This window comes from Mesorhizobium metallidurans STM 2683, from assembly GCF_000350085.1.
GTDB lineage: Bacteria > Pseudomonadota > Alphaproteobacteria > Rhizobiales > Rhizobiaceae > Mesorhizobium > Mesorhizobium metallidurans.
In genome coordinates this window covers 1-21,197 of the sequence record NZ_CAUM01000129.1, presented here as the reverse complement: position 1 = coordinate 21,197, position 21,197 = coordinate 1, and the positions used below count along the sequence as shown (strand labels likewise).

23 protein-coding genes and 1 pseudogene are annotated in these 21,197 nt (G+C 62.2%); 10 read left to right on the top strand and 14 right to left on the bottom strand.

Annotated elements, in window-relative coordinates; all coding sequences use genetic code 11:
* The 5 genes and pseudogenes from MESS2_RS20985 to MESS2_RS20965 form a co-directional block, all read left to right on the top strand.
* Positions 1-338, top strand: a pseudogene (locus MESS2_RS20985) (hypothetical protein); the annotation flags it as partial.
* The gene (locus tag MESS2_RS20980) at positions 335-1,093 is read left to right on the top strand and encodes an FkbM family methyltransferase (protein ID WP_008876455.1); all 759 of its coding nucleotides are present in this window, start codon (positions 335-337) and stop codon (positions 1,091-1,093) included. The pseudogene MESS2_RS20985 and the gene MESS2_RS20980, both read left to right, overlap by 4 nt.
* Positions 1,094-1,253: 160 nt before the next feature.
* Positions 1,254-3,815, top strand: a complete 2,562-nt coding sequence (locus tag MESS2_RS20975) for a GcvT family protein (protein ID WP_008876454.1) — start codon at positions 1,254-1,256, stop codon at positions 3,813-3,815.
* Positions 3,816-3,949: 134 nt separating this feature from the next.
* The gene (locus tag MESS2_RS20970; protein WP_008876453.1) at positions 3,950-4,798 is read left to right on the top strand and encodes a DUF1194 domain-containing protein; all 849 of its coding nucleotides are present in this window, start codon (positions 3,950-3,952) and stop codon (positions 4,796-4,798) included.
* Positions 4,799-4,958: 160 nt separating this feature from the next.
* Complete coding sequence (locus tag MESS2_RS20965; RefSeq protein ID WP_008876451.1) at positions 4,959-5,300, top strand: peptidase inhibitor family I36 protein; 342 nt, start codon at positions 4,959-4,961, stop codon at positions 5,298-5,300.
* A gap of 54 nt (positions 5,301-5,354) precedes the next feature.
* Here MESS2_RS20965 and MESS2_RS20960 read toward each other — a convergent pair whose 3' ends face one another.
* Positions 5,355-6,293, bottom strand: coding sequence for a GlxA family transcriptional regulator (locus tag MESS2_RS20960; RefSeq protein ID WP_425277758.1), 939 nt, complete (start codon positions 6,291-6,293; stop codon positions 5,355-5,357).
* 242 nt (positions 6,294-6,535) lie between these two features.
* Between MESS2_RS20960 and MESS2_RS32780 the strand changes: the two genes are divergently transcribed.
* The gene (locus MESS2_RS32780; RefSeq protein ID WP_008876449.1) at positions 6,536-7,036 is read left to right on the top strand and encodes a hypothetical protein; all 501 of its coding nucleotides are present in this window, start codon (positions 6,536-6,538) and stop codon (positions 7,034-7,036) included.
* An 80-nt stretch (positions 7,037-7,116) separates the two neighbouring features.
* On the opposite strand, the gene MESS2_RS20950 is transcribed toward MESS2_RS32780, so the two are convergent.
* On the bottom strand, positions 7,117-7,302 hold the full coding sequence (locus MESS2_RS20950; protein WP_008876448.1) for a hypothetical protein: 186 nt from the start codon (positions 7,300-7,302) through the stop codon (positions 7,117-7,119).
* Positions 7,303-7,535: 233 nt separating this feature from the next.
* On the opposite strand from MESS2_RS20950, the gene MESS2_RS20945 reads away from it, so the two are divergent.
* Positions 7,536-8,435, top strand: coding sequence for a LysR substrate-binding domain-containing protein (locus MESS2_RS20945; protein WP_008876447.1), 900 nt, complete (start codon positions 7,536-7,538; stop codon positions 8,433-8,435).
* Positions 8,436-8,464: 29 nt separating this feature from the next.
* On the opposite strand, the gene MESS2_RS20940 is transcribed toward MESS2_RS20945, so the two are convergent.
* Positions 8,465-9,409 (bottom strand): alpha/beta hydrolase, encoded by a 945-nt coding sequence (locus MESS2_RS20940; RefSeq protein WP_008876446.1) that lies wholly within the window; start codon positions 9,407-9,409, stop codon positions 8,465-8,467.
* A 256-nt stretch (positions 9,410-9,665) separates the two neighbouring features.
* Positions 9,666-9,851 carry a hypothetical protein gene (locus tag MESS2_RS20935; protein WP_008876445.1) on the bottom strand — a complete coding sequence of 62 codons (186 nt, stop codon included), beginning with the start codon at positions 9,849-9,851 and terminating at the stop codon, positions 9,666-9,668.
* Between the two features lie 278 nt (positions 9,852-10,129).
* Here MESS2_RS20935 and MESS2_RS20930 point away from each other — a divergent pair, with 278 nt between their 5' ends.
* On the top strand, positions 10,130-10,963 hold the full coding sequence (locus MESS2_RS20930; RefSeq protein WP_008876443.1) for a class I SAM-dependent methyltransferase: 834 nt from the start codon (positions 10,130-10,132) through the stop codon (positions 10,961-10,963).
* Between the two features lie 27 nt (positions 10,964-10,990).
* Here the strand turns inward: MESS2_RS20930 and MESS2_RS20925 are convergent, their stop codons facing one another.
* The 8 genes from MESS2_RS20925 to MESS2_RS20890 all read right to left on the bottom strand — a co-directional run bounded on the left by MESS2_RS20925 (position 10,991) and on the right by MESS2_RS20890 (position 18,218).
* The gene (locus MESS2_RS20925; RefSeq protein WP_040593624.1) at positions 10,991-13,120 is read right to left on the bottom strand and encodes an ASKHA domain-containing protein; all 2,130 of its coding nucleotides are present in this window, start codon (positions 13,118-13,120) and stop codon (positions 10,991-10,993) included.
* A complete protein-coding gene (locus MESS2_RS20920; protein WP_008876441.1) occupies positions 13,071-14,045 on the bottom strand; it encodes a methyltetrahydrofolate cobalamin methyltransferase in 975 nt (324 codons plus the stop codon). Before MESS2_RS20920 ends, MESS2_RS20925 begins: the two co-directional genes overlap by 50 nt.
* Positions 14,046-14,124: 79 nt before the next feature.
* Positions 14,125-15,216, bottom strand: a complete 1,092-nt coding sequence (locus tag MESS2_RS20915) for a methylenetetrahydrofolate reductase (RefSeq protein WP_008876440.1) — start codon at positions 15,214-15,216, stop codon at positions 14,125-14,127.
* Complete coding sequence (locus tag MESS2_RS20910; RefSeq protein WP_008876439.1) at positions 15,213-15,833, bottom strand: methylenetetrahydrofolate reductase C-terminal domain-containing protein; 621 nt, start codon at positions 15,831-15,833, stop codon at positions 15,213-15,215. Before MESS2_RS20910 ends, MESS2_RS20915 begins: the two co-directional genes overlap by 4 nt.
* Complete coding sequence (locus MESS2_RS20905; protein WP_008876438.1) at positions 15,826-16,128, bottom strand: virulence factor; 303 nt, start codon at positions 16,126-16,128, stop codon at positions 15,826-15,828. The genes MESS2_RS20910 and MESS2_RS20905 overlap by 8 nt, the downstream gene beginning before the upstream one ends.
* Before the next feature lie 318 nt (positions 16,129-16,446).
* Positions 16,447-16,713, bottom strand: a complete 267-nt coding sequence (locus tag MESS2_RS20900) for a type II toxin-antitoxin system TacA family antitoxin (RefSeq protein ID WP_008876436.1) — start codon at positions 16,711-16,713, stop codon at positions 16,447-16,449.
* 53 nt (positions 16,714-16,766) lie between these two features.
* Entirely contained in the window at positions 16,767-17,549 is a 783-nt protein-coding gene (locus MESS2_RS20895) for a formyl transferase (protein ID WP_008876435.1), read from the bottom strand.
* A gap of 96 nt (positions 17,550-17,645) precedes the next feature.
* Positions 17,646-18,218, bottom strand: a complete 573-nt coding sequence (locus tag MESS2_RS20890) for a DUF4893 domain-containing protein (RefSeq protein WP_008876434.1) — start codon at positions 18,216-18,218, stop codon at positions 17,646-17,648.
* Between the two features lie 121 nt (positions 18,219-18,339).
* Here MESS2_RS20890 and MESS2_RS20885 point away from each other — a divergent pair, with 121 nt between their 5' ends.
* Positions 18,340-19,257 (top strand): NAD-dependent epimerase/dehydratase family protein, encoded by a 918-nt coding sequence (locus tag MESS2_RS20885; RefSeq protein ID WP_008876433.1) that lies wholly within the window; start codon positions 18,340-18,342, stop codon positions 19,255-19,257.
* Here MESS2_RS20885 and MESS2_RS20880 read toward each other — a convergent pair whose 3' ends face one another.
* Positions 19,258-19,887, bottom strand: coding sequence for a DUF1638 domain-containing protein (locus MESS2_RS20880; RefSeq protein ID WP_008876432.1), 630 nt, complete (start codon positions 19,885-19,887; stop codon positions 19,258-19,260).
* Between the two features lie 63 nt (positions 19,888-19,950).
* On the opposite strand from MESS2_RS20880, the gene MESS2_RS20875 reads away from it, so the two are divergent.
* Positions 19,951-20,091, top strand: coding sequence for an entericidin A/B family lipoprotein (locus MESS2_RS20875; RefSeq protein ID WP_040593619.1), 141 nt, complete (start codon positions 19,951-19,953; stop codon positions 20,089-20,091).
* 81 nt (positions 20,092-20,172) lie between these two features.
* Here the strand turns inward: MESS2_RS20875 and MESS2_RS20870 are convergent, their stop codons facing one another.
* Positions 20,173-20,871: a corrinoid protein gene (locus MESS2_RS20870; RefSeq protein WP_008876431.1), complete on the bottom strand. Its 699-nt coding sequence runs from the start codon at positions 20,869-20,871 to the stop codon at positions 20,173-20,175.
* Between the last annotated feature and the right edge of the window lie 326 nt (positions 20,872-21,197).

Genomic DNA, 21,197 nt, shown 5'->3' with positions numbered 1-21,197 from the left:
TGACGACTGTCCTTAGGGCATTTGCCGCCTCCCTGGTCCGCGCCATCAGCCTGAACAGCTGGGTCGGCGTCTCGGTGCTGGCGCTGGCGGGTTGGTATGCGTCGCGCCGCGCCGGCTTCAAGCTCGACCGCCGCGCCGGCATCCTGTTTGCGGCGCTTGTGCTCGGCGTGCTGGCGAAGTTCACCGTCTTCCCGATCCACGACACCCGCATTTACTTTCCCAACCTGATCCCGCCTTTCCTGCTGCTGGCTGGCCCATTCATGGCGTTGTGGACGTTGGCGAGCACCAGAGGGCGCGGTGCCGAACCATTGCACGTCATTCCGGGAGATAAGCCATGAACTCCGTTTCCGGCCTGGCGCGCATCGCGCTGTCGCTCGGCCTCCCCACAGGCGTCATCGACCGCAGCCCGTCGCTGCGTGGGACGAAGTTCCTGGCGAAGGCCGCGCTTAGAGCGCGCCTCAGTGGGGCAAAAAGACCGTTCCAGATGGTCAATGTCGGCGCCTGCGATGGCGCGCTGTTCGATGACGTGACGCCGTGGCTGCACCGCATCCGGCACGCTCGCGCGGTGCTGGTCGAGCCGATCCCGTACAACCAGAAACGGTTGCGCGCCAACTATCCCGACACGGACCGCTTCATCATCGAGCCGGTGGCGGTGACGAAGACCAAGGGGACGATTACGGTCCACACCTTCGATGCCGCCGCACTTGAGGCCGGCACGCTGCCGCTTGAGTTCATCGGCTGCTCGTCGGTGACCGACACCAATCTGATGTCGGGCAAGAATGCCTGGGGCGAGGCCGACGCCAACTTCAACAAATTCGCGCCGCACCTCAGGGATATCGAAGTGCCGTCGGAAACGCTGCAGATTCTGCTCGATCGCAACGGCATCACCCATATCGACGCCTTCCTCGTCGATTGCGAGGGCGCCGACTGGATCGTCTTCGAGCAACTCGACCTCAAGCGCTATCATCCGGGCATGATCAAGGTCGAGGTCGGGGCGTTGCCGGCCCCGGAGATCGGCCAGGTCGTGGTCAAGCTCAAGACCGCCGGCTATCAGGTCGGCTTCCAGGCCGAGGACGTCTGGGCCTTCGCCTGAAGGATAGTTCCGGGCTCCTCGAAAGCACCTGACTTTGTCGGGTCGCGCCGCACCTGTAGCGTGTCGCAAACAGGCGGTAGCGGGACGGCCGTCGTCTGCATATTGTGCGCCGATCAAACGGGCGCCGGGTGCCCGCTTTACCACTTTGGAGTCGCGGGCAATGGCAGGATTTCCGGAAAAGGCCAAGGTCGTCATTATCGGGCTGGGCGGCATTGTCGGCGCGTCGGTCGCCCATCATTTGATCGAACGCGGCTGGACCGATATCGTCGGCATCGACAAATCGGGCATCCCTACCGATATCGGCTCGACGGCGCACGCTTCCGACTTCTGCTATACGACCAGCCATGATTTCCTGTCCTGCTGGACGACGCTCTACTCGATCGATTTCTACGAAAAGATGGGCCATTACGCGCGCATCGGCGGCCTTGAGGTCGCCCGCGTTGGCGATGACGCCCGCATGGAAGAGATCAAGCGCAAGATCGCCTCGGCAAAGGCTTTTGGCACACGCGCCCGGCTGATCGAACCGGCCGAGATCAAGCAGAAATTTCCGCTTATCGAAGAAGAGATTGTGCAAGGTGGTCTGTGGGATCCCGATGCCGGCCTCGTCATCCCGCGCTCGCAGACCGTCGCCGGCAAGCTGGTCGACCAGGCGGAGGCCTCGGGCAAGCTCAAATCATTCGCCAACACGCCGGCCAGATCGCTCATCGTCGAGGACGGCCGTATCATGGGCGTGGTGACCGACCGTGGCACCATCAAAGCCGATTATGTCGTGGTCTGCACGGGCATATGGGGCCGGTTGACCGCCGAGATGGTCGGCGAGGATCTGCCGGTCATGCCGATCGACCATCCGCTGACCTTCTTCGGGCCGTACACCGAGTTCGCCGGCACCGGCAAGGAGATCGGCTGGCCGTTGCTGCGCGACCAGGGCAACTCGGCCTATATGCGCGACACCGGCGATCCCAGGACCGCCGAAGGCGGGCAGATCGAATGGGGCTATTACGAAGAAACCAATCCGCGCCTCTGCCATCCGCGCGACCTCCTGGAAAAGGATCAGGCGCGGCTTTCACCCTCGCAGCGCGACCTCGACATGGAGCAGATCCTGGCGCCACTCGAACGCGCCATGGAACTGACGCCGATCCTCGGCGAACTCGGCTATAACGAAAGCCATTCCTTCAACGGCCTGCTGCAAGTGACGGCGGATGGCGGCCCGTCCATGGGTGAGAGCCAGAAGGTGAGGGGCCTCTGGTATGCGGTCGCCATCTGGGTCAAGGACGGTCCCGGCATGGGCAAGCTGATCGCCGACTGGATGACCGACGGCCGTACATCGATCGACCATCACGCCATCGATTATGCGCGCTTCTATCCGCACCAGACGAAGGAGCAGTTCATCTGGGACCGCTGCACCGAGACGGCGATGAAAGTCTACAATCCGGCGGTGCATCCGCGCGAGCCGTTCTCCAAGGGCCGCAACATCAGGCGTTCGCCATTCTGGGAGCGCGAAAAGGAGCTCGGCGGCTACTTCATGGAGCTGGGCGGCTGGGAGCGCGCGCATGGCTACGCCGCCAACGAGCATCTTCTGGAGAAGTACGGCAACCGGGTGCCGGTACGCCAAAACGAGTGGGACAACCGCCATTTCTGGCGCGTCTCCAATGCCGAACATCTCGCCATGAGCGAGGATTGCGGCATCGTCAACCTGTCGCATTTCTCCATGTATGACGTCGAAGGCCCGGACCATGTCGCATTGCTGGAATGGCTGTGCGCGGCCAAGATCGGCGGCGACAACAATATCGGCAAGGGCATCTACACCCACTTCCTCGACGAGGAGGGCATGGTGCGGGCCGACTTTACCGTGATCCGCATGGCCGACCGCTGCCGGGTCATCGACGGCGCCGACGCCGGGCCGCGCGATTTCCAGTATATGCGCCGCACCGCTGAGGATAAAGGTTTCGACGTCACCATCACCGATGTGACCGAGAAATTCGTAACCATCGGCATCTGGGGTCCGAACGCCCGGGCGACGCTGCAGAAAGTGGTCGAAGATCCTGATGGGCTGTCACTGGAAAATTTCCCCTTCGCGGCGATCAAACCGGTCAGGATCGGCGGCAAGGATGTCACCGCTTTCCGCATCTCCTATGTCGGCGAGCAGGGCTGGGAGCTGCATATGCGCTACGAAGACGGGCTCGCCGTCTGGGACGCGCTGCGTTCGACCGGCGTGATGCCCTTCGGCGTCGAGACCTATGCCAACACCCGCCGCATGGAGAAGAGCCTGCGCCTGCAGAACGCCGACCTCCTGACCGAGTACAATCTGCTGGAAGCCGATCTCGCCCGCCCAAAGGTCAAGGAGAGCGATTTCTGCGGCAAAGCCAGGCATGTCGAGTATCGCGCCCGCGAGCACCAGCCGGCGATGCTTTGCACGCTGGTCATGACCAACAATGTTGATTCCAAAGGCGTTGCCCGCTACCCCGTCGGCACGATGCCGGTGATGGATCAGCAGACCGGCGAGACGCTGGTCGACGAACTCGGCCGCCGGTCCTTCACGACCTCGATGGCCTATGGTCCGACCATCGGCAAGAACATCGGGCTCGCCTATCTGCCTTGGGCGTACTGCCAGGAAGGCCGCAAACTCAATGTCGAATATTTCGGCGAGACCTATCCGGTCGAAGTCGCCGCCGTCGGCTACAAGCCGCTCTACGACCCGGAGAACCTCAAGCCGCGCAGTTGAGCCTCCGAGCTTGTGCCTGACGATCGGCTGTCCGGTGCGGCCGGTTTTTGCGGTCGCAAAAATGTGAGTTGTTAAGCCCGGCTGTCGCCGGGCTTTTCTCTTTGTGCGGCGCTGATTCTCGCTTACGTTGCGGTATGTCTGCTTTTGCCCGCGCAAGACAGCTTCTCTTAGGCAGCGCCGCGCTGGTGCTCGTGCCCGGGTTCACGCCTGCTTCGCTTGCGGACGAGCCCGTCGACATCGAACTGGTGCTGGCCGTCGATGTTTCGCTGTCCATGTCGCCGGACGAACTCGAGATCCAGCGTCAAGGCTATGCGGCGGCGCTGACGCATGACGACGTGCTGCAGGCCATCGCCGACGGCGCTTATGGCAAGATCGCCGTCACCTATGTCGAATGGGCCGGCACGACCTGGCAGCATGTCATCGTGCCGTGGACGGTGATCGCCAATCGCGCCGACGCCGAGCGGGTGGTCGAACAGCTCTCCGCCCGCCCGCCCAACAGCGCCCGGCGCACATCGATTTCCGGGGCGCTGGAATTTTCCAGCGACCTCTTCGCCGAGAGCGGCTTTCAGGGCATCAAGCGGGTCATCGACGTTTCGGGCGACGGCCCCAACAATCAGGGTGCTCCCGTCAACATCATCCGCGACGGACTGGTCAAGCAAGGCATCACCATCAATGGCCTGCCGCTGATGACCAGAAGCGGCTTCACCAGCGTCTACGACGTCAATGATCTCGACCGTTACTACACCGACTGTGTCATCGGCGGCCCCGGCGCGTTCATGATCCCGGTCAATGACTGGACGCAGTTTCCCGAAGCGATCCGCCGCAAGCTGGTGCTGGAGCTTGCCGGGCCCGACTCGCCGCAATGGGCGGCGGACGAAGTGGCGTACCCGCCGGTGGTGCTGGCGCGGGACAGACCGGTCACCGATTGCCTGATCGGCGAAAAAATGTGGCGCGACCGAAGCTGGATGTTCGACAGCCGCTAGAGCGGTTCATCGTTTCACTGAAACGCCGAACCGCTCTATCTCTTTGTTTTTGCGCAATTCCCAAGGGAAAGCGCTACGCGCTTTTCCGGGGAAAACCGCTTTACACTTTTCCTGGAATTGCTCCAGAGTAACCGCGATCGGTCAAAACGGAGAAATACCGATGAAAAGAATTGCAGTCCTGACAGCCGTCGCGTCAGCGCTTTGTGTCGGCAGCGCGAGCGCCTATTACGAAGAGCCTGCATGCGTGATGTTTGAAGATGCCAATTTTCGCGGACGCTCACTGGAGATGGAACCCGACGACAGGGTCAATTTTCGCGGCGGCCAGTTCTGGAACGATCGGATCTCTTCGGTGATGGTGCGCAGGGGCTGTACGCTTGTCGTCTATCAGGACTCAAGGATGGGCGGCCGCTCGCTCGAAATCAATCGCGGGCTCCGCAATCTTCAGCGGATTGGCTGGAATGACCGCATCTCGTCTGCCGAGTGCTATTGCGACCGATACTGAGATCGTCGACGGCCGAGGCCGTATCCGGTTGCCAGCCTTCTCCGCGACGCGTCCTCAGGCAGCCAGCAATTGCTTGCGGTCGACGCGCTCCTGCTGCGGCGAGCGCGCATAGAGCTCCCGGTAGCATTTGGAGAAATGCGAGGCCGAGACGAAGCCGCAGGCGACCGCCACCTCGACCACCGGCATCGACGACTGGATCAGCAAATGCCTGGCCCGGTCGAGCCGGATCTCCAGATAGTAGCGGGCAGGGGACCTGCCCATCTCGGTGCGGAACAGACGCTCGATCTGGCGGCGCGACAGGTCGACATGATCGGCGATCTCGATCAGCGACAGCGGCTCGGAAAGATTCGCTTCCATCAATTCGATGATGGTCAGCACCTTGGAATTCTGCACGCCAAGGCGGGCGCGCAGCGGCAGGCGCTGGCGGTCGGTCGGGCTGCGCACGCGGTCGGTCAGCACCTGCTCGCACACCCGGTTCACCAGGCTCTCATCAAAATCGTCGCCGATCAGCTTCAGCATCATGTCGAGTGCGGCGGTGCCGCCGGCGCAGGTGTAGACATTCTGGTCGATCTCGAAGAGGTCGGCGAAGACATTGGCTTTCGGGAAGGCCTCGGAGAAGCCGGGCAGGTTTTCCCAATGGATGGCGCAGCGCTTGTTGGACAACAGGCCGGCGGCGGCCAGTATATGCGCGCCAGTGCACAAGCCGCCGACGGCGACGCCCCGGTTATACTCCTCGCGCAGCCAGGCGAAGGCCGATTTGTTCTGGTAGCGCTCGACATTGATGCCGCTGCAGACGATCGCCATTGACGGCCGGTCCGGCCCGGACATCTTCTTGCGCTCTTCCTCGAGCGAGGTGTTGACGGCGCATTCGACACCGTTGGAGGCGCGCACCGGCTTGCCGTCGATGCTGGCGAGACGCCAGCGATAGGCTTCGTAGCCGAGCATGCGGTTGGCAGAGCGCAACGGATCGAGTGCCGTCGCAAAGGCGATCATGGTGAAATCGGGGATCAGGAAGAATACAAATGATCGTCTGACCGGATGCTTTACGACGTTCACAGGGGAATCCTCACGCTGCAATGGCGCGAACAGGATGTCGCGATCAGCATAGCGACATCAGGAAAAACCTTTCCTGTCAATTGGCTAGGTGGCAACGGAATGACTTTATTTGCGACATGGGTCGCAAATGGGCAATCGCTATGCGGCGAACGATCGACATGCCACCGGATTGAGCAGATGTGCCGGATGCGGTGGTGCATAATGAAAACGCCGCCTCGGTTGGACCGAAGCGGCGCGGTGATCAAATTCGAAGCAGCAGCACGAGTGCTGCTTATGAGCTTGTCAAATCAGGCGACGAAGCCGAGGCGCGCCGCATTCATGGCACCGGTCTGGCCGGGCATGGTGTTGGCAAGGCGCTGGCGCTCGAGCGCGGTGGTCAAGTTCATTTCACGGCGGGGGAAGAGGCGGGCAAAAAGCTTCATTGTCATCTCCATTCGGTTGCTCAGACGGGTCGCCTTCGCTTGATGGAGTGGGGCAGCTCGTTTGCTGGCGCTGATATAGGCTTACGTGAGGGGAAACTAAATGACAAAAGCGAAGCGCTTGATATGAAAAGCGACGCGGAATGCGACAAATTTGGGCAGAGTGCCCAGATTTTCGATTATTTACAGTCGGTTAGTTCAAAATCTGAGCTGCTATGCGGCTTACTCATGCGCGCCATGCAGCGGCGGCATGGCTCCTGAATTCGTTTGAATGCAATGAAATAGAAAAGGCCTGCCGGACGGCTTCGTGCGGCAGGCCTTCAGCACTTGGTACACACGATCTACTTTGCTCCAGCCCAGGATCCGACGCCATGGCGCGTGCTGGTCTTGGTGTCGGCGGCTTCAGGCCAGCCGATATCCTTCTGCAGTTCGATCGGCAGCGCACGGATGGCGCGTTCGGTCTGGTAGCGGGCGCGGGCCTCGCTGAATTCGGCCGCGATGCGACCGATGGACGACAGGATAGACATTTCGTTCTCCTTTGCGTGTTGGCCGTTGGTTTTCAGGTCGCTGTGCATGGGAAGCGCTACACAAGGTTTGTTTCAGCTTCATTTCGTGTCGAATGCAGGTTCGTGTCATGGTCGTTTCAAGACCGCTTTCGATCCCGCCCTGCTTCGATGGAGTTGACTATCCTCCCAAAGTGATGTTCAATCAAACGAAATGGAATGATGGTTTGCATCAGAAAAATTGAAGGTCGGTTCCCATGAACGCCCCACTCAATCATCCGCTGCCACTGCTCGATCTCGACGTCCTGCGCACTTTCGTGGCTATCGCCGAGACCGGCAGCTTCACCACCGCGGCCAATGCCGTGTTCCGCACGCCGTCGGCCGTCTCCATGCAGATCAAGAAGCTCGAGGACATTCTCGGCCGATCGGTGTTCGCGCGCGACGCGCGTTCGGTGACACTGACCACGGATGGCGAGATGCTGCTCGGCTATGCCCGCCGGCTATTGTCGATCAACCGCGAGGTGGTGTCGAAATTCATCATCCCCGACATTGTCGGGGTGGTGCGGCTCGGTTCGCCGGACGATTATGGCGAGCGCGTCCTGCCGCATGTGTTGAAGCGTTTTGCCCAGTCGCATCCGTCGATCGCCGTCGACGTCACCATCGACCAAAGCAGCAATCTGCGCCGTCGCATGGACGACCGGGCGCTCGACATCACGCTGCTCACCAATTCCTACAAGAGCAGCGCGCTCGGCGCCGAAGTGCTGCTGACCGAGCCGATCGTCTGGGCCGGCGCCAAGGGTGGCTGCGCGCATCTGCGCGAGCCGCTGCCGGTCTCCTTGTGGGAAGAGGGCTGCGCCTGGCGGGCAGGGGCGCTCGAAGCGCTCGGCCGCGAGGGCCGCAACTACCGCGTCGCCTATATGAGTGCGCATACGGCCGGCCAGCGCGCCGCGATCATGTCCGACCTTGCGGTGGCGCCGCTGCCGAAATCCTTCCTCGGCAACGACATGGTCGAGCTTTGCCCGAAGGACGGCATGCCCGACATCGGCACCTACAACCTCGCCATGGTCGTGGCGCCGGACGCCAGCGCGCCGGTGAAGGCGGTCGCGGACCATATCCGCGCGACCTTCGAAGTGTTCAGGGAAACCGGGAAATTCTGATCCGACCGACCCAACCGGTTCGTGAGCGGTTACGTCGCGATCTGGCCTTGCAGCCACCAGCTGGCTTCGGCTCGGCGTGTTTGGGGTTCACCGGCCAAGAAGGCCACGATGCTGTCCCGCGCCCGCCTCGCCTCGGGCATCTCGATCAGCGGCCAGACGTGGAACATGCCTTCCTCGTAGACGACTTCCACTTGGACGCCGGCGGCGCGCGCTCTCTCGGCGAAGATCAGATTGTCGGGGCTGAGCAGATCGTGCGAGCCGGTCAGAAGCAGCGTTTTCGGCAGCACCGAGAGGTCGCCGTAAAGCGGGCTGATGTGCCAGTCGCTGCGATCGATGCCGGCGCTGTAGAGCCGGACCGCCTCCATTCCGCCCGAAATGCCCAGCCACGGATCGTAGCGTTCCGCCTCGAACACTTCAGGGTTGGCGAGCGACATATCGAGGCCGGGCGAAATCAGCACATGGCGCGAAGGCAGGGGCAGGGCGTCTTCCGCCGCCATCATGGTCAGCACCACGGCCATGTTGCCGCCGGCGGAATCGCCCATGAAGACGATGTCCTCGGCTTCCGTTTCGTACAGCATCTGCCGGTAGACCTCGCCGACCATGCCGAACATGGCGTGGAAATCGTGTTCGGGGGCGATCGGATAGATCGGCACGGTGATGCCGAAGCCCACCCGGTTGGCCATCTCGGCGATCAGCCCCCAATGATAGGACGTGATTTGAAAGACATAGGCGCCGCCATGCAGGTAAAGGATCCGTTTCCGCTCGCCAGCCTTGGGTGCGATGTCATAGACGGGAAAACCGCCGACGCTGCGCGTCGTGATATCGAAGCGCTGATGCAGCGAAGCAGGCGGCCGGTGGTCCTCGGTCTTGCGGGCATAGGCGATCCAGCGCTGCAGGTTTTCCGGGCTGGAAAAAGCCTGCTTGCGGCTATGCCTGAGCACGAAGGACACGACGTGGCTTTTCAAACTGGGCATGCGGACACACGGACTTCGGCTGAGCCGACTAAGAGAACCCCCACAATCCGAAGATCGTATCTTCGTCCAAAATGTCAAGATTTGCGCGGTGTCAACACGGTGCTGTGATCTGGCGACCAGGGCCAGCGTTCGTCCGCGCACCGCGACGCTCAGCGCCGGGGCAGCAGCGCGGCGCGCAGCCTGGTGTCGGCCGCCGCCGGAGCTGCATCACGGCTCCGGCGCTTGCCGAGCAGTTTGCATTTATCGGCGAAGGTCATCAGCGCTGTGAACCCAGCAGCAGGGCCGCCAGCTTGGCCTGCGGGTCATCGCGCTGCGACACGGGCCAGCCGATGTCCCGCTGGATCTCAGCCGGCAGACTGTTCAGAGCCCGGACCGACCTGTGCCTCTTGTGTGCATGCTTGAGGGCCGCGCCATAGCGACCGAGGCTTTCGAACATCGACATCGTCATCTCCCTTGGATACCGCGACGGCGGCAAGACATATCCTGCCTGCCATTCCATGACTGTTAAATGCGCCACGCATGTATCGGAGGGATTTCGCGAAAACGGCCGTTTGTTTCAGTCTGGGTCGATCCGGAAACATTTGCATGCAAATGAAATTGGGGCGAAGCGCCGTTGTCGCCTTCTGTATGACTGTCGCGATGGGCCAGAACTTCTGACCAGCGCTGGTTTACAGCGTCCGGCGCTGTTAGTGTCTTCATGCCGACAGACGAGAGGTTGTGATGGGCAGTGCCGACGCAATCAGCGAAATGCCATATGCGCTCGGCCATTCCGAGCTGGAGTTGCAGCGCCTCAGTACCCAAGCACGCCTGATTGACCCGATCACGCGACGGTTTTTCATGGAGGCGGGAATTGCTCCCGGGATGTGTGTGCTCGACGTCGGTTCGGGAGCTGGCGATGTCGCCATCCTGCTTGCCGATTTGGTCGGCCCGACGGGAAGGGTTGTCGGAATGGATACTTCCGCCACGGCGCTCGACGTCGCCCGGCGTCGGGTCGCCGCGCTCGGATTGAACAATGTGACGTTCGATATGGGTGATCCCACGGAGATACGCCTGGCGCAGGCCATCGACGCAATTGCTGGCCGCTACGTCCTGCAGTTCATGGCGGATCCTGCGGTCGCATTGGCCAAACTGAAGACCCATTTGCCTCCTGGCGGCATCATCGTTTTCCACGAGTTGGATTGGGCTGGCGCGCGCTCGGTGCCGCCTGCGCCGCTCTACGACCGCTGCTGTGCGATGTGCGCCGAAACCATTGGCCGCCTCGGCGCCGAAACGAGCATGGGTCCGAAATTGCAGGCCGCATTTGTGAGCGCTGGTATTCGTCCACCATCGATGCGGCTCGAATCCGTTATCGGCTCGGGCCCGGCCGATGCCGACCGGCTCGATCTTGTCGCTGATCTTGTGCGGACGCTGCTACCAGACATGGAGCGTCTCGGAATCGTCGTCAAAGGCGAGATCGATACCAAAACCCTGTCGTCAAGAATGCTCGACGAGGTCGTCTCGCTCGGAAGTGTGGTGATCGGGCGGGCGGAAATCGGTGCGTGGTCGCGCATCTGATTGGTCGTCAAGCCGTCCGGCGTTTCTTCACTCCCGGCCGCGCCGGGCCGCGTGGCCTTCGCGCGAGCGCCGTCGCGGGGCGGCGTCGCCGGCAACACCGTCCTCGCTGACGGTTTTCCGGGGCGGCAATTTCACCGCCGCAGACAGTTTCGGGAACGGGTCGACCTTGTTCGGCAGCGCCATGGCGTAGACGAAATGCTCCTGGAATTTCGGCTCCAGCGCCGTCTCGATCTTCTCGATCCGGCTGACGGTTTCCTCGATCTCGCGGCGGTAGCCGCGGTTCAAGAGCGCCATGCGCGCGCCGGCGCCGGCGGCGTTGCCGACGGCCGAAACCTTGTCGAGGTCGCAATCCGGGATCAGGCCCAGCACCATGGCGTATTTCGGATCGATGAAGGAGCCGAAGGCGCCGGCGAAGTGGATGCGGTCGACATGCTCGGTGTGCTGCTTTTCCATCAAGAGCTTGGTGCCGGCATAAAGTGCGGCCTTGGCCAGCTGGATGGCGCGTATGTCGGTCTGGGTGATGGTGATCTTCGGCTCGCCTTCCTTCAGCACGTAGGAGAAGGTGCGGCCATTGGCGACGACGCGCGGCGAGCGGGCGCCGAGCGACCCGTCGATGACGCCATCCTCGGAGATGATGCCGGCGAGGTACATCTCGGCGACCACCTCGATGATGCCGGAGCCACAGATGCCGGTGACGCCGGTCGCCTGCACGCTGTCGAGGAAGCCCGGCTCGTCGGACCACAGTTCCGAGCCGATGACGCGGTATTTCGGCTCCAGCGTGTCGGGATCGATGCGCACGCGCTCGATGGCGCCTGGCGCTGCACGCTGGCCGCCGGAGATTTCAGCACCCTCGAAGGCCGGGCCGGTGGGCGAGGAGGCCGCCACCACCCGATGGCGATTGCCGAGCACGATCTCGGCATTGGTGCCGACATCGACGATCAGCATCATCTCGTCCTGGCGGTGCGGGCCTTCCGACAGCGTCACCGCTGCCGCATCGGCGCCGACATGGCCGGCGATGCAAGGCAGCATGTAGAGCCTGGCGCCCTGGTTGAGCTTCAGGCCGATATCCGACGCCTTGATGTGCACCGCGCCCGAGACGGCGAGTGCGAAGGGCGCGCCGCCGAGCTCGGTCGGGTCGATGCCGAGGAACAAATGATGCATGATCGGATTGCCGACGAAGACGGAATCCAGAATGTCGTTGCGCTGGACGTTGCCTTCCGCGCAGACCTTGTCGACGAGGCCGGAGATCGCCTCGCGCACCGCGACGGTCATGCCTTCGCGGCCGTCCGGGTTCATCATCACATAGGAAACACGGCTCATCAGATCCTCGCCGAAGCGGATCTGCGGGTTGGACGTGCCCGACGAGGCGGCGACGCGGCCGGACAGCAGCGACACCAGATGCATGGCGATGGTGGTAGAGCCGATATCGCAGGCAAGACCGTAGGCCTCGTTCTTCAGGCCGGGCCACAAAGAAATGACCCGCGGGGTCTCGCTTTCGGCATCCTTATGGATCGCGGCGGTCGCGGTCCAGTTGCCCTTGCGCAAGATGCCTTGCACCTGCGGCAACAGATGGAAATCGAAATCGAGGCTCTTGAGGCCCCAATCCTTCATCAGCGCGATCTTCAGGCGATCGAGATCGCCTGATGGATTGTGCATGTCGGGCTCTTCGATCTCGACATAGCACATATGTATTGCCGAATCGCGGGCGATGACCCTGGTGTCGGCATCCTTGCGGATGGTCTGCGCGTTGATGACCGTGTCCTGCGGCACGTCGACAACGAGGTCGCCGAGGATCTGCGCCGAGCAGGAGAGACGCCGTCGTTCGGGCAGGCCGCGCACGCGTTCGTAGCGCTCTTCCTTGGCGCCCTTGGGCGAGATGTGATCGTTGGACGAGACGATCTTGTGCTTGGCGAAATTGCCTTCCTGCACCTCGATCTGGCAGCGCCCGCAAGTGGCGCGGCCGCCGCACACGCTCTCGACATAGACGCCGAGCTGGCGCGCGGCATCGAGCACCGGTGTGCCGACCGGAAACCGGCCGCGCTTGCCCGACGGCATGAACAGCACGAGCGGATCGGTGATGTTGGCGGGAGAGTTCACGGTTGCGCGCTTATCCCCGGGCCATCCGCGCTTCACGGCCGCCGCGCCGGCGGCCGCCATTGCCGCCATTTTCGCCTGGCGCGTTGACTGCCGTGGGAGCCGCGACCGCCTGGCCGCCTTCGGCCGGCTTATAGTCCTTGTAGGTCCTGATCCAGTTGGTGCAGTTCTCGTCGGTGCCGTTCAGCACATTGGCGCCGCGCACCGCTTCCATTTCCTGCGGGCGCACCGGGTTCATGATCGCCGAGGTCATGCCGGCGCCGATCACCATCGGGATGAAGGCGGCGTTGATGCCGTGGCGGTGCGGCAGGCCGAAGGAGATGTTGGAGAGGCCGCAAGTGGTGTTGACCTTGAGTTCCTCGCGCAGGCGGCGCAGCAGCGCGAACACCTGGCGGCCGGCATCGCCCAGCGCGCCGATCGGCATGACAAGCGGGTCGACGACGACATCATGCGCCGGAATGCCGAAATCGGCGCAGCGCTGGACGATCTTCTTGGCGACGGCGAAGCGCACGTCCGGGTCCATCGAAATGCCGGTCTCGTCGTTGGAGATGGCGACGACCGGGACGTTGTATTTCTTGACCAGCGGCAGGATGGCCTCGAGCTTTTCTTCCTCGCCGGTGACGGAGTTGACCAGCGGGCGGCCTTTGGCGACTTTCAGCGCCGCCTCGATCGCGGCGGTCACCGAGCTGTCGATCGACAGCGGCAGGTCGACCAGGCCCTGCACGATCTCCAGCGTCCGCACCAGCAGCGCCGGTTCGGTCGCGTTGGGGTCGACGGCGGTGACACCGGCATTGACGTCGAGCATGGTCGCGCCGCAGGCGGCCTGCTCCAGCGCGTCCTTGATGACGGTCTCGAAATTGCCCGCCACCATTTCGGCGGCCAGCTTCTTGCGGCCGGTCGGGTTGATGCGTTCGCCGATCACGCAGAAAGGCTGGTCGAAGCCGATGATGATTTCTCGTGTCGCCGAGGCGACGATCGTCCGGGTCATGAAATCTCTCCGTCGTGATATAAAGAGTTCTTTATATCGTTTCTGATTTCGATCAAGCGAATGGTCACGGTTGGCATCATCAATGCGCCGTCTTGACCATGTCGACCTGCGTTTCGGTAATGTCGTCGTGCAAGATGCGGTCGAGCCGGTCGGCGACCATCTGGTCGTCGCGGCGGATTTCGCGCTTCCATGGCTGGCGGCCCTTCAGCACGCCGGATTCATCGACGATCTCGGCGACATATTCCTCCTGGCGGTAGGCCATCACATGGACACCGGAAACGCCTGATATTTCCTTGACCTCGTTGATGATGTCGATGCAGAGCTGCTTGCCTTCCTTCTTCTGATCCTGGGCGCCTTCCAGCCGCGTGATGATCGCGTCGGGGATATGAATGCCCGGCACGTTGGAGCGGATCCATTTGGCGGTCTTGGCCGAGGCCAGCGGCCCGACGCCGCACAGGATGAAGCATTTTTCCGTGAAGCCGAGATCGCGGACCTTCTGCATGTAGGTGCGGAACATCGGCACGTCGAAGCAGTACTGGCTCTGCACGAACTGCGCGCCGGCGGCGATCTTCTTGCCCAGCCGATGCGGGCGGAAATCGATCGGCGGCGCGAAAGGGTTGATCGCCGCCCCCAGGAAGAGCTGCGGCGGCGTCGTCAGCTTGCGGCCGGACAGGAACTTGCCATTGTCGCGCATGATGCGGCAGGTCTCTAAGAGCGACATGCAGTCGAGGTCGAATACCGGCTTGGCGCCGGGCTGGTCGCCGGCCTGCACGCCGTCGCCGGTCAGGCACAGCATGTTGGCGACGCCCATTGCCGCCCCGCCCAGCACGTCGCCCTGGATGGCGATGCGGTTCCTGTCGCGGCAGGCGATCTGCATGATCGGGGCATAGCCCATGCGGGTCAGCAGCGCGCAGATGCCGACCGACGACATGTGGCAATTGGCCCCCGACGCATCGACGGCGTTGATGGCGTCGACCCAGCCGTCGAAGATTTTCGCACGGTTGTAGACGTCTTCGGGGTCGGCGCTGTCGGGCGGGTTGAGCTCGGTGGTCACCGCGAACTCGCCGCGCCGAAGCACGCGCTCCAGCCGGCCGCGCGAAGTGTGGCCGGGCAGGGGCTCAAGCGGCAGATGGATGCCGGCCGGGTTCTCGTCGCGCTGGCGGCCGATCATGCCGATGCCCCGGTCTTGGCGTTGGCGGCTTCGCGCGCGGCGGCGGCCTGCGCGGTCACCCGCAGCCAGGCCGAGGTTTCGCGCAGCGACTGGTCGACCGGCTTTTGCACGTCGAGGATCTTGTCGCCATGCACCATGTTCCGGGAGCCTTCCCAGGCTTTCACCCAGACGCAAGGCATATCGGGCTCGACCTCGCAATTGCCGTTGGCGCGCACACCGCCGCAAGGGCCATTGCGCAACTGCTTGGGGCAGTTCATCGGGCACGACATGCCGGTGGAGGAAAGGATGCACTGGCCGCACATGCGGCAGTCGAACATAAAACCCTTGACGCGTTTTTCGACGAATTTGATCGGGCCTTCGACCCTGTTGTAGCCGATGCCCTTCCACAAGGGATGCAGCAGCAGGAACATGTCGGCGAACCTGGAATAGAACCATTCGAGCAATCGCGAATGGCGGATCGACCACAGCCGCACCGCAAAAGAGCGCTGGACGCGCCGCTGCGGCGACACGTCGGCTGGCTTGTAGTCGGATTTCGGCGCTGCCTTCTTGACCAGTGTGGCCTGGGTAACCGGCTGGGTAATCCTTGGGCCATCCTTGCCGGGAACAGTTTCAGACATTTTCTTTCCCGCCCGCCTTTACCAGAGCGACCAGCCGCTCGCGGTCGTATTTCGCGTCGAGCTCCTGAAAGGCTTTTTCAACCTCGGCTTCGAGGTCGTCGCCGACCGGCACGGGGTCGGCCTTGCGCCATTCTGCCAGATAGTCGTCGGTGCCGCCGGCGCCGGTGCGCATGGCGCACATGTCGATCGCCTCGGTGAAGCGCAACGGCAGTTCGCGCTTGGCGTTCTGCCGGCCTTTCTTGACGATGACCTGGGCGGGGATATCGCGCCAGTAGACGATGATCAGATCGGCCATGAATTCTCACTCCTGCAGGGCGCTTTGCGTCTAGTTGGAAAGGATGCCCTACCACTTTCACTCGACTGCATTGTGCTTTCTGACGATCGATTTCGATTTTCGGGCCGATGCAACAGTTTCGAGCATTGCCGCAAGCGCCATCAGGCTGCTTGTTATGGGACGACACCCGCGCATTCAAAAGCGACGCAATCGTAAGCGGCGAAAAGGAAAGCCAAACTAGTTGCGCTAGGCATGGCGACGAAGTCAGTTGTCGAGCGACTCGCGACCGCAATCAAACGTGTTCCCTGTTGTCATCTGCAGCAGGCAGCCGGGGCGTCGTCAATCCTGCCATACGGGCCGTGACGCCGCGAGCCTACGCAGCCCGGGAAGGGTCTTCGGCGACGACTTCGCCCACTCCTCGAATTTTTCCCAGTCGGCTGCGGGAATTGTCACGACGCGCCCGTCCAGCACCTCCATTTCGGCGGCTTCGACCGCCTTGCGACGGATGAAGTCGCTGAGGTTGGTATGGGCCTGCCTGGCGGCGGCTTCGAGAATGTCACTTTCGTCCACAGTGACGCGAACGCTGACGGGAGCCATGTTGGACATCAGACAAATCTCCCCTTCTGTATGACAATAGCATACAAACAGCTTGCCAGCGCCTACCACACGCCGCGACGCAATCCGGTCCAGAGATAGAACCAGATCGTCGGGTGGTACCATTGTTTCGAAGGCGGGCCGGGATCCGATGTGGCAAGTTTTCCCGCCAGCGCATCGCCGACCGCCTCGACGCAGATGTCGCGTGAGAATGCCGCCTGCCGCAGCGCGTAGCTTGAAATGGTATCGCCCGGACCAGGCTCGCCGCGCGCCTGCCGCAGCACGCCGCCGGTGTCGACGCCGGCGTCGACCAGATGCACCGTGGTGCCGAAGTTTTCCGCATCGCCGGAAGCCAGCGCCCAGTAGCCGCCATTCATGCCGCGATATTTGGGCGCAATGCCGGCATGATAGTTGAGGACCGGGCAACGCAACTTGGCCAGCGTCTGCCGCGACAGCAGGCGGCAGCCGGCGAGCAGCACGACGCCGGGCCGGATGTCCTCGATGGCCTGCAGGCACTCCGGCGCATTAGCCGAAGACACGTGAATGATCTTCTGGTCGGACTTCGGTTCGGTTTGCAGTTTCTGTTCGGCGACGATGCGCGCCGCGTGGCCGGCGAAAAACCGTTTGCCGAGCCGCGTCAGCACCATAGTGCCCAGTTGCCCGATGGCCTGCAACCAGCCTTGGCAGCGGGCACGCCCAAGCAGCAATTTCTTTTTGGATTCAGGCGTTTCGAGGATGACGCTGACAGATCCAAGTCGACCGGCAACGGCGTTGATGATGGCCCAGATATGCGGCCCGCCCTCGGTGACGACGACGATCGGCGGCAGGTCTGATTTCAAGGATTGCATGGTCGCGACACGCCGTCTGGATAGACTCTTGGCGCGCCGGACGTTAGGCGGTCCGGGTTAATCCTTGGTGATCAGCAGGGTGGTGATCAGTAGGGCTCAGCGCTTGAATTCGAGGATGTCGAGCTTCGATTCGTAATAGGGCGCCGGGAACTCGATACGCCATTCACTGGCGCTGTTGCGGAAGGCGTAGCCGACCTGGTCGCTTTGCGGGCCGCTGCCATAGGGTTTCGCCGGATTGTTGTTGACGGAGAAGGAGCCGAGATAGATGGCGCGCTTTTCGCCGTCGTTGAAGAAGCGGCCCTTGGTGCGTTGCGAGCCGCTGACCTTTTCCAGCATCCAGCCCGAGCCGTCGTCGCTCACCTTGCATTTGAACCAGCCATAGATGACCAGCGCGCCGAGCCCGCCGGCCTTGATGGTGCGGCATTGCCAGTTGCCGGTCAGGTCCTTGTCGGAAAAGGCGGCCAGCGGCCTCGCCAGCAAGGTGTCGAGCTGTTTGACGTCGGCGGGACTACCCGCCTTCGCCTCGTCAAGGGCTGCCTTGCGCGTCTCGCCATATTTGTCGAGCCGCGCCTTGTCCGCGGCGGTGATGAGCTTCTGCACCTCGCCGTCGGCAAGCGCGGGCAGGGTGAAGCAGACAGCGCCTGCGGCAATCAAGAGACGAGCGATCATCGGTGCGTTTCCCAACTGTGTCTGGAGCAGCCTGTTTTCCTGTCTGGCGCATAACTTACCGGTTCGCGGCGGCCTGTCATCCGTGCTTAACAGCGTCAGGTTAAAAATCGTGGTTTCATCGATGCGGATCTTGCTGACGGGATCGTCAGGCTGGCTGGGCAGCGCGCTGGCGCCGCGCCTGCGGACCCTTGGCCACAACGTCATCGGCCTCGATCCCATTCCGTCGGCGCAAACGCAGATGATAGGGTCGGTCGCCGACCGCGACCTGGTCATGCAAACGGTCAGCGAAAACCGCATCGAGGCAATCATCCACAGCGGCGCGCTGCACAAGCCGAACATCGAGAACCACGGCAACAGCGATTTCGTCGCGACGAACGTGCAAGGCACGCTCAACCTGCTGGAAGCTGCGGTGGCATCGGGCGTTCAACGCTTCGTTTTCACGTCGACGACATCGCTGTTGATCTCGCAAGCCATCCGCGCCGGCTTCACCGGTGGCGCGCGCAAAGCCGCTTGGCTGACGGAAGAGATGTCGCCGGAACCGCGCAACATCTATGGCGTCACCAAGCTTTCGGCCGAACATCTTTGCCGCCTCTATCACATCGAGCACGGCCTGCCGGTGATTGTGCTGCGCACGGCGCGCTTCTTTCCCGAGGCCGACGATATGGCGCATGCGATCGAACAGTCGGACGCCAACACCAAGGCCAATGAGCTGTTGTTCCGCCGCCTGACGGTGGAAGACGCTGCCGAGGCCCATGTCGCGGCGCTGGAGAAGGCGCCGCAACTGGGCTTCGACACCTTCATCGTCTCGGCGCCGACACCGTTCAATCCCGACGATTGCCAGGCCTTGATTTCAGACGCCCCATCCGTCGTGGCGCGCTATTTTCCGAATTGTCCGGCGCTCTATGCGCGAAAAGGCTGGACGATGTTTGCCTCGATCGACCGCGTCTACGATGCCACGCGGGCGAGGGACAGGCTGGGCTTCGTCTGCAAGACGAGCTTTGCCGATGTGCTTGCCGCGCTGGCAGCGGAGTCTGAGTAGTCAGGCGACGGCCGCAGCCTGCGCCAACTCCTCCGTCAGGTCGCCATAGCCGGTCGAGCGGCGCTCATAGGCAAGGCCGAGCATTTTTGCGGCTTTCTCGGCGACCTTGTCGAGTTCGGGATCGTCGGTCTGGGCGAGATAGACCAGCTTCTCGTAATTGCCGAAATAATCCTTGATCAGCTCCGGATGCCTGTCGAGGCCGAGCGGCTTCATGAAGAAGGCGTCGAACTGCCGGCACAGAAAGTCGGTCATGTAGAACGACATCATGTCGTCGTCGGCGATTTTTGCATAGGCATCCATGCCCTGGTAGAAGGCAAAGCAGTGCGGCCCGGCCATGCGTTCGACGCCATGCTTCTCGCAGACGCGATCAAGCAGGCCGCCGGTGCCGCAATCGGCATAGCCGACGAAAATGTCGACGTAGCCGTCCGCCTTGGCCTGTTCGATCGCCTTGTCCATGGCCGGCGCTATGCGATCGGGATAAAAATGGAACTCCGCCGGCAGGCAGGTCAGGTCGAGATGGTCGAGCCCGAGCTGCTCCTTGACGGCCAGAACTTCGCGCGCAATCATCCCGCAGGCGATGACCAGCAGCCTGTCCGCTTGATTCGGTTTCGTTTTTTGCCTCTTGGCCATGGAACCAGTCAAACCGTTCTTCGTTGCTCGGGGCGAATCTATCGAGAGAGGGATAAACCGTCCATGAAACTGTTACGCATTGCGCCGATAGCAATCCTTGCTTGCGCTCTGGCGCTTTCGGCTTGCGCCAACACGGTGCGCGGCGTCGGTAAGGATGTCAAATCCACCGCGAAAGCCGTTGAGGATACCGTCAACAAACCCTGATCCGTTCGCAGCCGTTTCCAACATCTGGGAACAAAAAAGCCGCGCTGCAAGGCGCGGCTTTTGGCAAGGCCTTGCTAAAGGTCAGGCCGAAGCGCGCACATTGTGCTTGCGCTTCATGAAATCCTTGGCCGTCTCGACCGCCACCGCCGCGTCGCGGCAATAGGCATCGGCGCCGACCGCCTTGCCGAATTCCTCGTTCAGCGGCGCGCCTCCGACCAGCACGACATAGTCGTCGCGGATGCCTTTTTCCTTCATCGTGTCGATAACGACCTTCATATAAGGCATGGTTGTCGTCAGCAGCGCCGACATGCCGATGATGTCGGGCTGGTGCTGCTCGATGGCATCCAGGTATTTTTCGACCGCATTGTTGATGCCGAGGTCGATGACGTCGAAGCCCGCACCCTCCATCATCATGCCAACGAGGTTCTTGCCGATGTCGTGGATGTCGCCCTTGACGGTGCCGATCACCATCTTGCCCTGCTTCGGCGCGCCGGTAGCGGCGAGCAGCGGACGCAGGATGAACATGCCGGCCTTCATCGCGTTGGCGGACAACAGCACTTCGGGAACGAACAGGATGCCGTCGCGAAAATCCTCGCCGACGATGCGCATGCCCTCGACCAGCGCCTCGGTCAACACCTTGTAGGGCGCCCAGCCGCGCTCGAGCAGGATCTGCGTTCCTTCCTCGATCTCTTCCTTCAGCCCGTCGTAAAGGTCGTCGTGCATCTGCTGCACGAGTTCGTCGTCGGAAAGCTCGGAAAGGATGATCTCGTCGTCGGCCATTTTTTCTCGGGCTCCTTGCCGCGTGGATTTAATCACGGCAGCTCAAAAATATTGCGTCAATACCTAACCCGCGAGGGCTGCTTGTCCATAGCTGATTTGCGACTTCCCGCAAAAGGAAAGCGACCGCAAATCTATTGGAATTCTTGTCGATTTTGCGACAGGCGTTGGCGCTGGCGGGCCGTTTCGAATAGGGTGCATGGCTACGATCCGGCCAGAAGCTGCGGTATGCAGCCGCAACGGTTTTCAGGTTTCAGGGAAGAAAGCTCATGAGTGAGAACGCGCCAGTCGATCAGGAAGCGTCAAACGCCAGACGTGGCCGCGCTGCC

Bases quoted from the DNA above. Each gene is read 5' to 3' on its own strand.
- MESS2_RS20980 (WP_008876455.1), top strand. From the start codon at position 335: ATGAACTCCGTTTCCGGCCTGGCGCGCATCGCGCTGTCGCTCGGCCTC.
- MESS2_RS20975 (WP_008876454.1), top strand. From the start codon at position 1,254: ATGGCAGGATTTCCGGAAAAGGCCAAGGTCGTCATTATCGGGCTGGGC.
- MESS2_RS20970 (WP_008876453.1), top strand. From the start codon at position 3,950: ATGTCTGCTTTTGCCCGCGCAAGACAGCTTCTCTTAGGCAGCGCCGCG.
- MESS2_RS20965 (WP_008876451.1), top strand. From the start codon at position 4,959: ATGAAAAGAATTGCAGTCCTGACAGCCGTCGCGTCAGCGCTTTGTGTC.
- MESS2_RS20960 (WP_425277758.1), bottom strand. From the start codon at position 6,293: ATGATCGCCTTTGCGACGGCACTCGATCCGTTGCGCTCTGCCAACCGC.
- MESS2_RS20950 (WP_008876448.1), bottom strand. From the start codon at position 7,302: ATGTCTATCCTGTCGTCCATCGGTCGCATCGCGGCCGAATTCAGCGAG.
- MESS2_RS20945 (WP_008876447.1), top strand. From the start codon at position 7,536: ATGAACGCCCCACTCAATCATCCGCTGCCACTGCTCGATCTCGACGTC.
- MESS2_RS20940 (WP_008876446.1), bottom strand. From the start codon at position 9,409: ATGCCCAGTTTGAAAAGCCACGTCGTGTCCTTCGTGCTCAGGCATAGC.
- MESS2_RS20935 (WP_008876445.1), bottom strand. From the start codon at position 9,851: ATGTCGATGTTCGAAAGCCTCGGTCGCTATGGCGCGGCCCTCAAGCAT.
- MESS2_RS20930 (WP_008876443.1), top strand. From the start codon at position 10,130: ATGGGCAGTGCCGACGCAATCAGCGAAATGCCATATGCGCTCGGCCAT.
- MESS2_RS20925 (WP_040593624.1), bottom strand. From the start codon at position 13,120: ATGGCGGCCGCCGGCGCGGCGGCCGTGAAGCGCGGATGGCCCGGGGAT.
- MESS2_RS20920 (WP_008876441.1), bottom strand. From the start codon at position 14,045: ATGACCCGGACGATCGTCGCCTCGGCGACACGAGAAATCATCATCGGC.
- MESS2_RS20915 (WP_008876440.1), bottom strand. From the start codon at position 15,216: ATGATCGGCCGCCAGCGCGACGAGAACCCGGCCGGCATCCATCTGCCG.
- MESS2_RS20910 (WP_008876439.1), bottom strand. From the start codon at position 15,833: ATGTCTGAAACTGTTCCCGGCAAGGATGGCCCAAGGATTACCCAGCCG.
- MESS2_RS20905 (WP_008876438.1), bottom strand. From the start codon at position 16,128: ATGGCCGATCTGATCATCGTCTACTGGCGCGATATCCCCGCCCAGGTC.
- MESS2_RS20900 (WP_008876436.1), bottom strand. From the start codon at position 16,713: ATGTCCAACATGGCTCCCGTCAGCGTTCGCGTCACTGTGGACGAAAGT.
- MESS2_RS20895 (WP_008876435.1), bottom strand. From the start codon at position 17,549: ATGCAATCCTTGAAATCAGACCTGCCGCCGATCGTCGTCGTCACCGAG.
- MESS2_RS20890 (WP_008876434.1), bottom strand. From the start codon at position 18,218: ATGATCGCTCGTCTCTTGATTGCCGCAGGCGCTGTCTGCTTCACCCTG.
- MESS2_RS20885 (WP_008876433.1), top strand. From the start codon at position 18,340: ATGCGGATCTTGCTGACGGGATCGTCAGGCTGGCTGGGCAGCGCGCTG.
- MESS2_RS20880 (WP_008876432.1), bottom strand. From the start codon at position 19,887: ATGGCCAAGAGGCAAAAAACGAAACCGAATCAAGCGGACAGGCTGCTG.
- MESS2_RS20875 (WP_040593619.1), top strand. From the start codon at position 19,951: ATGAAACTGTTACGCATTGCGCCGATAGCAATCCTTGCTTGCGCTCTG.
- MESS2_RS20870 (WP_008876431.1), bottom strand. From the start codon at position 20,871: ATGGCCGACGACGAGATCATCCTTTCCGAGCTTTCCGACGACGAACTC.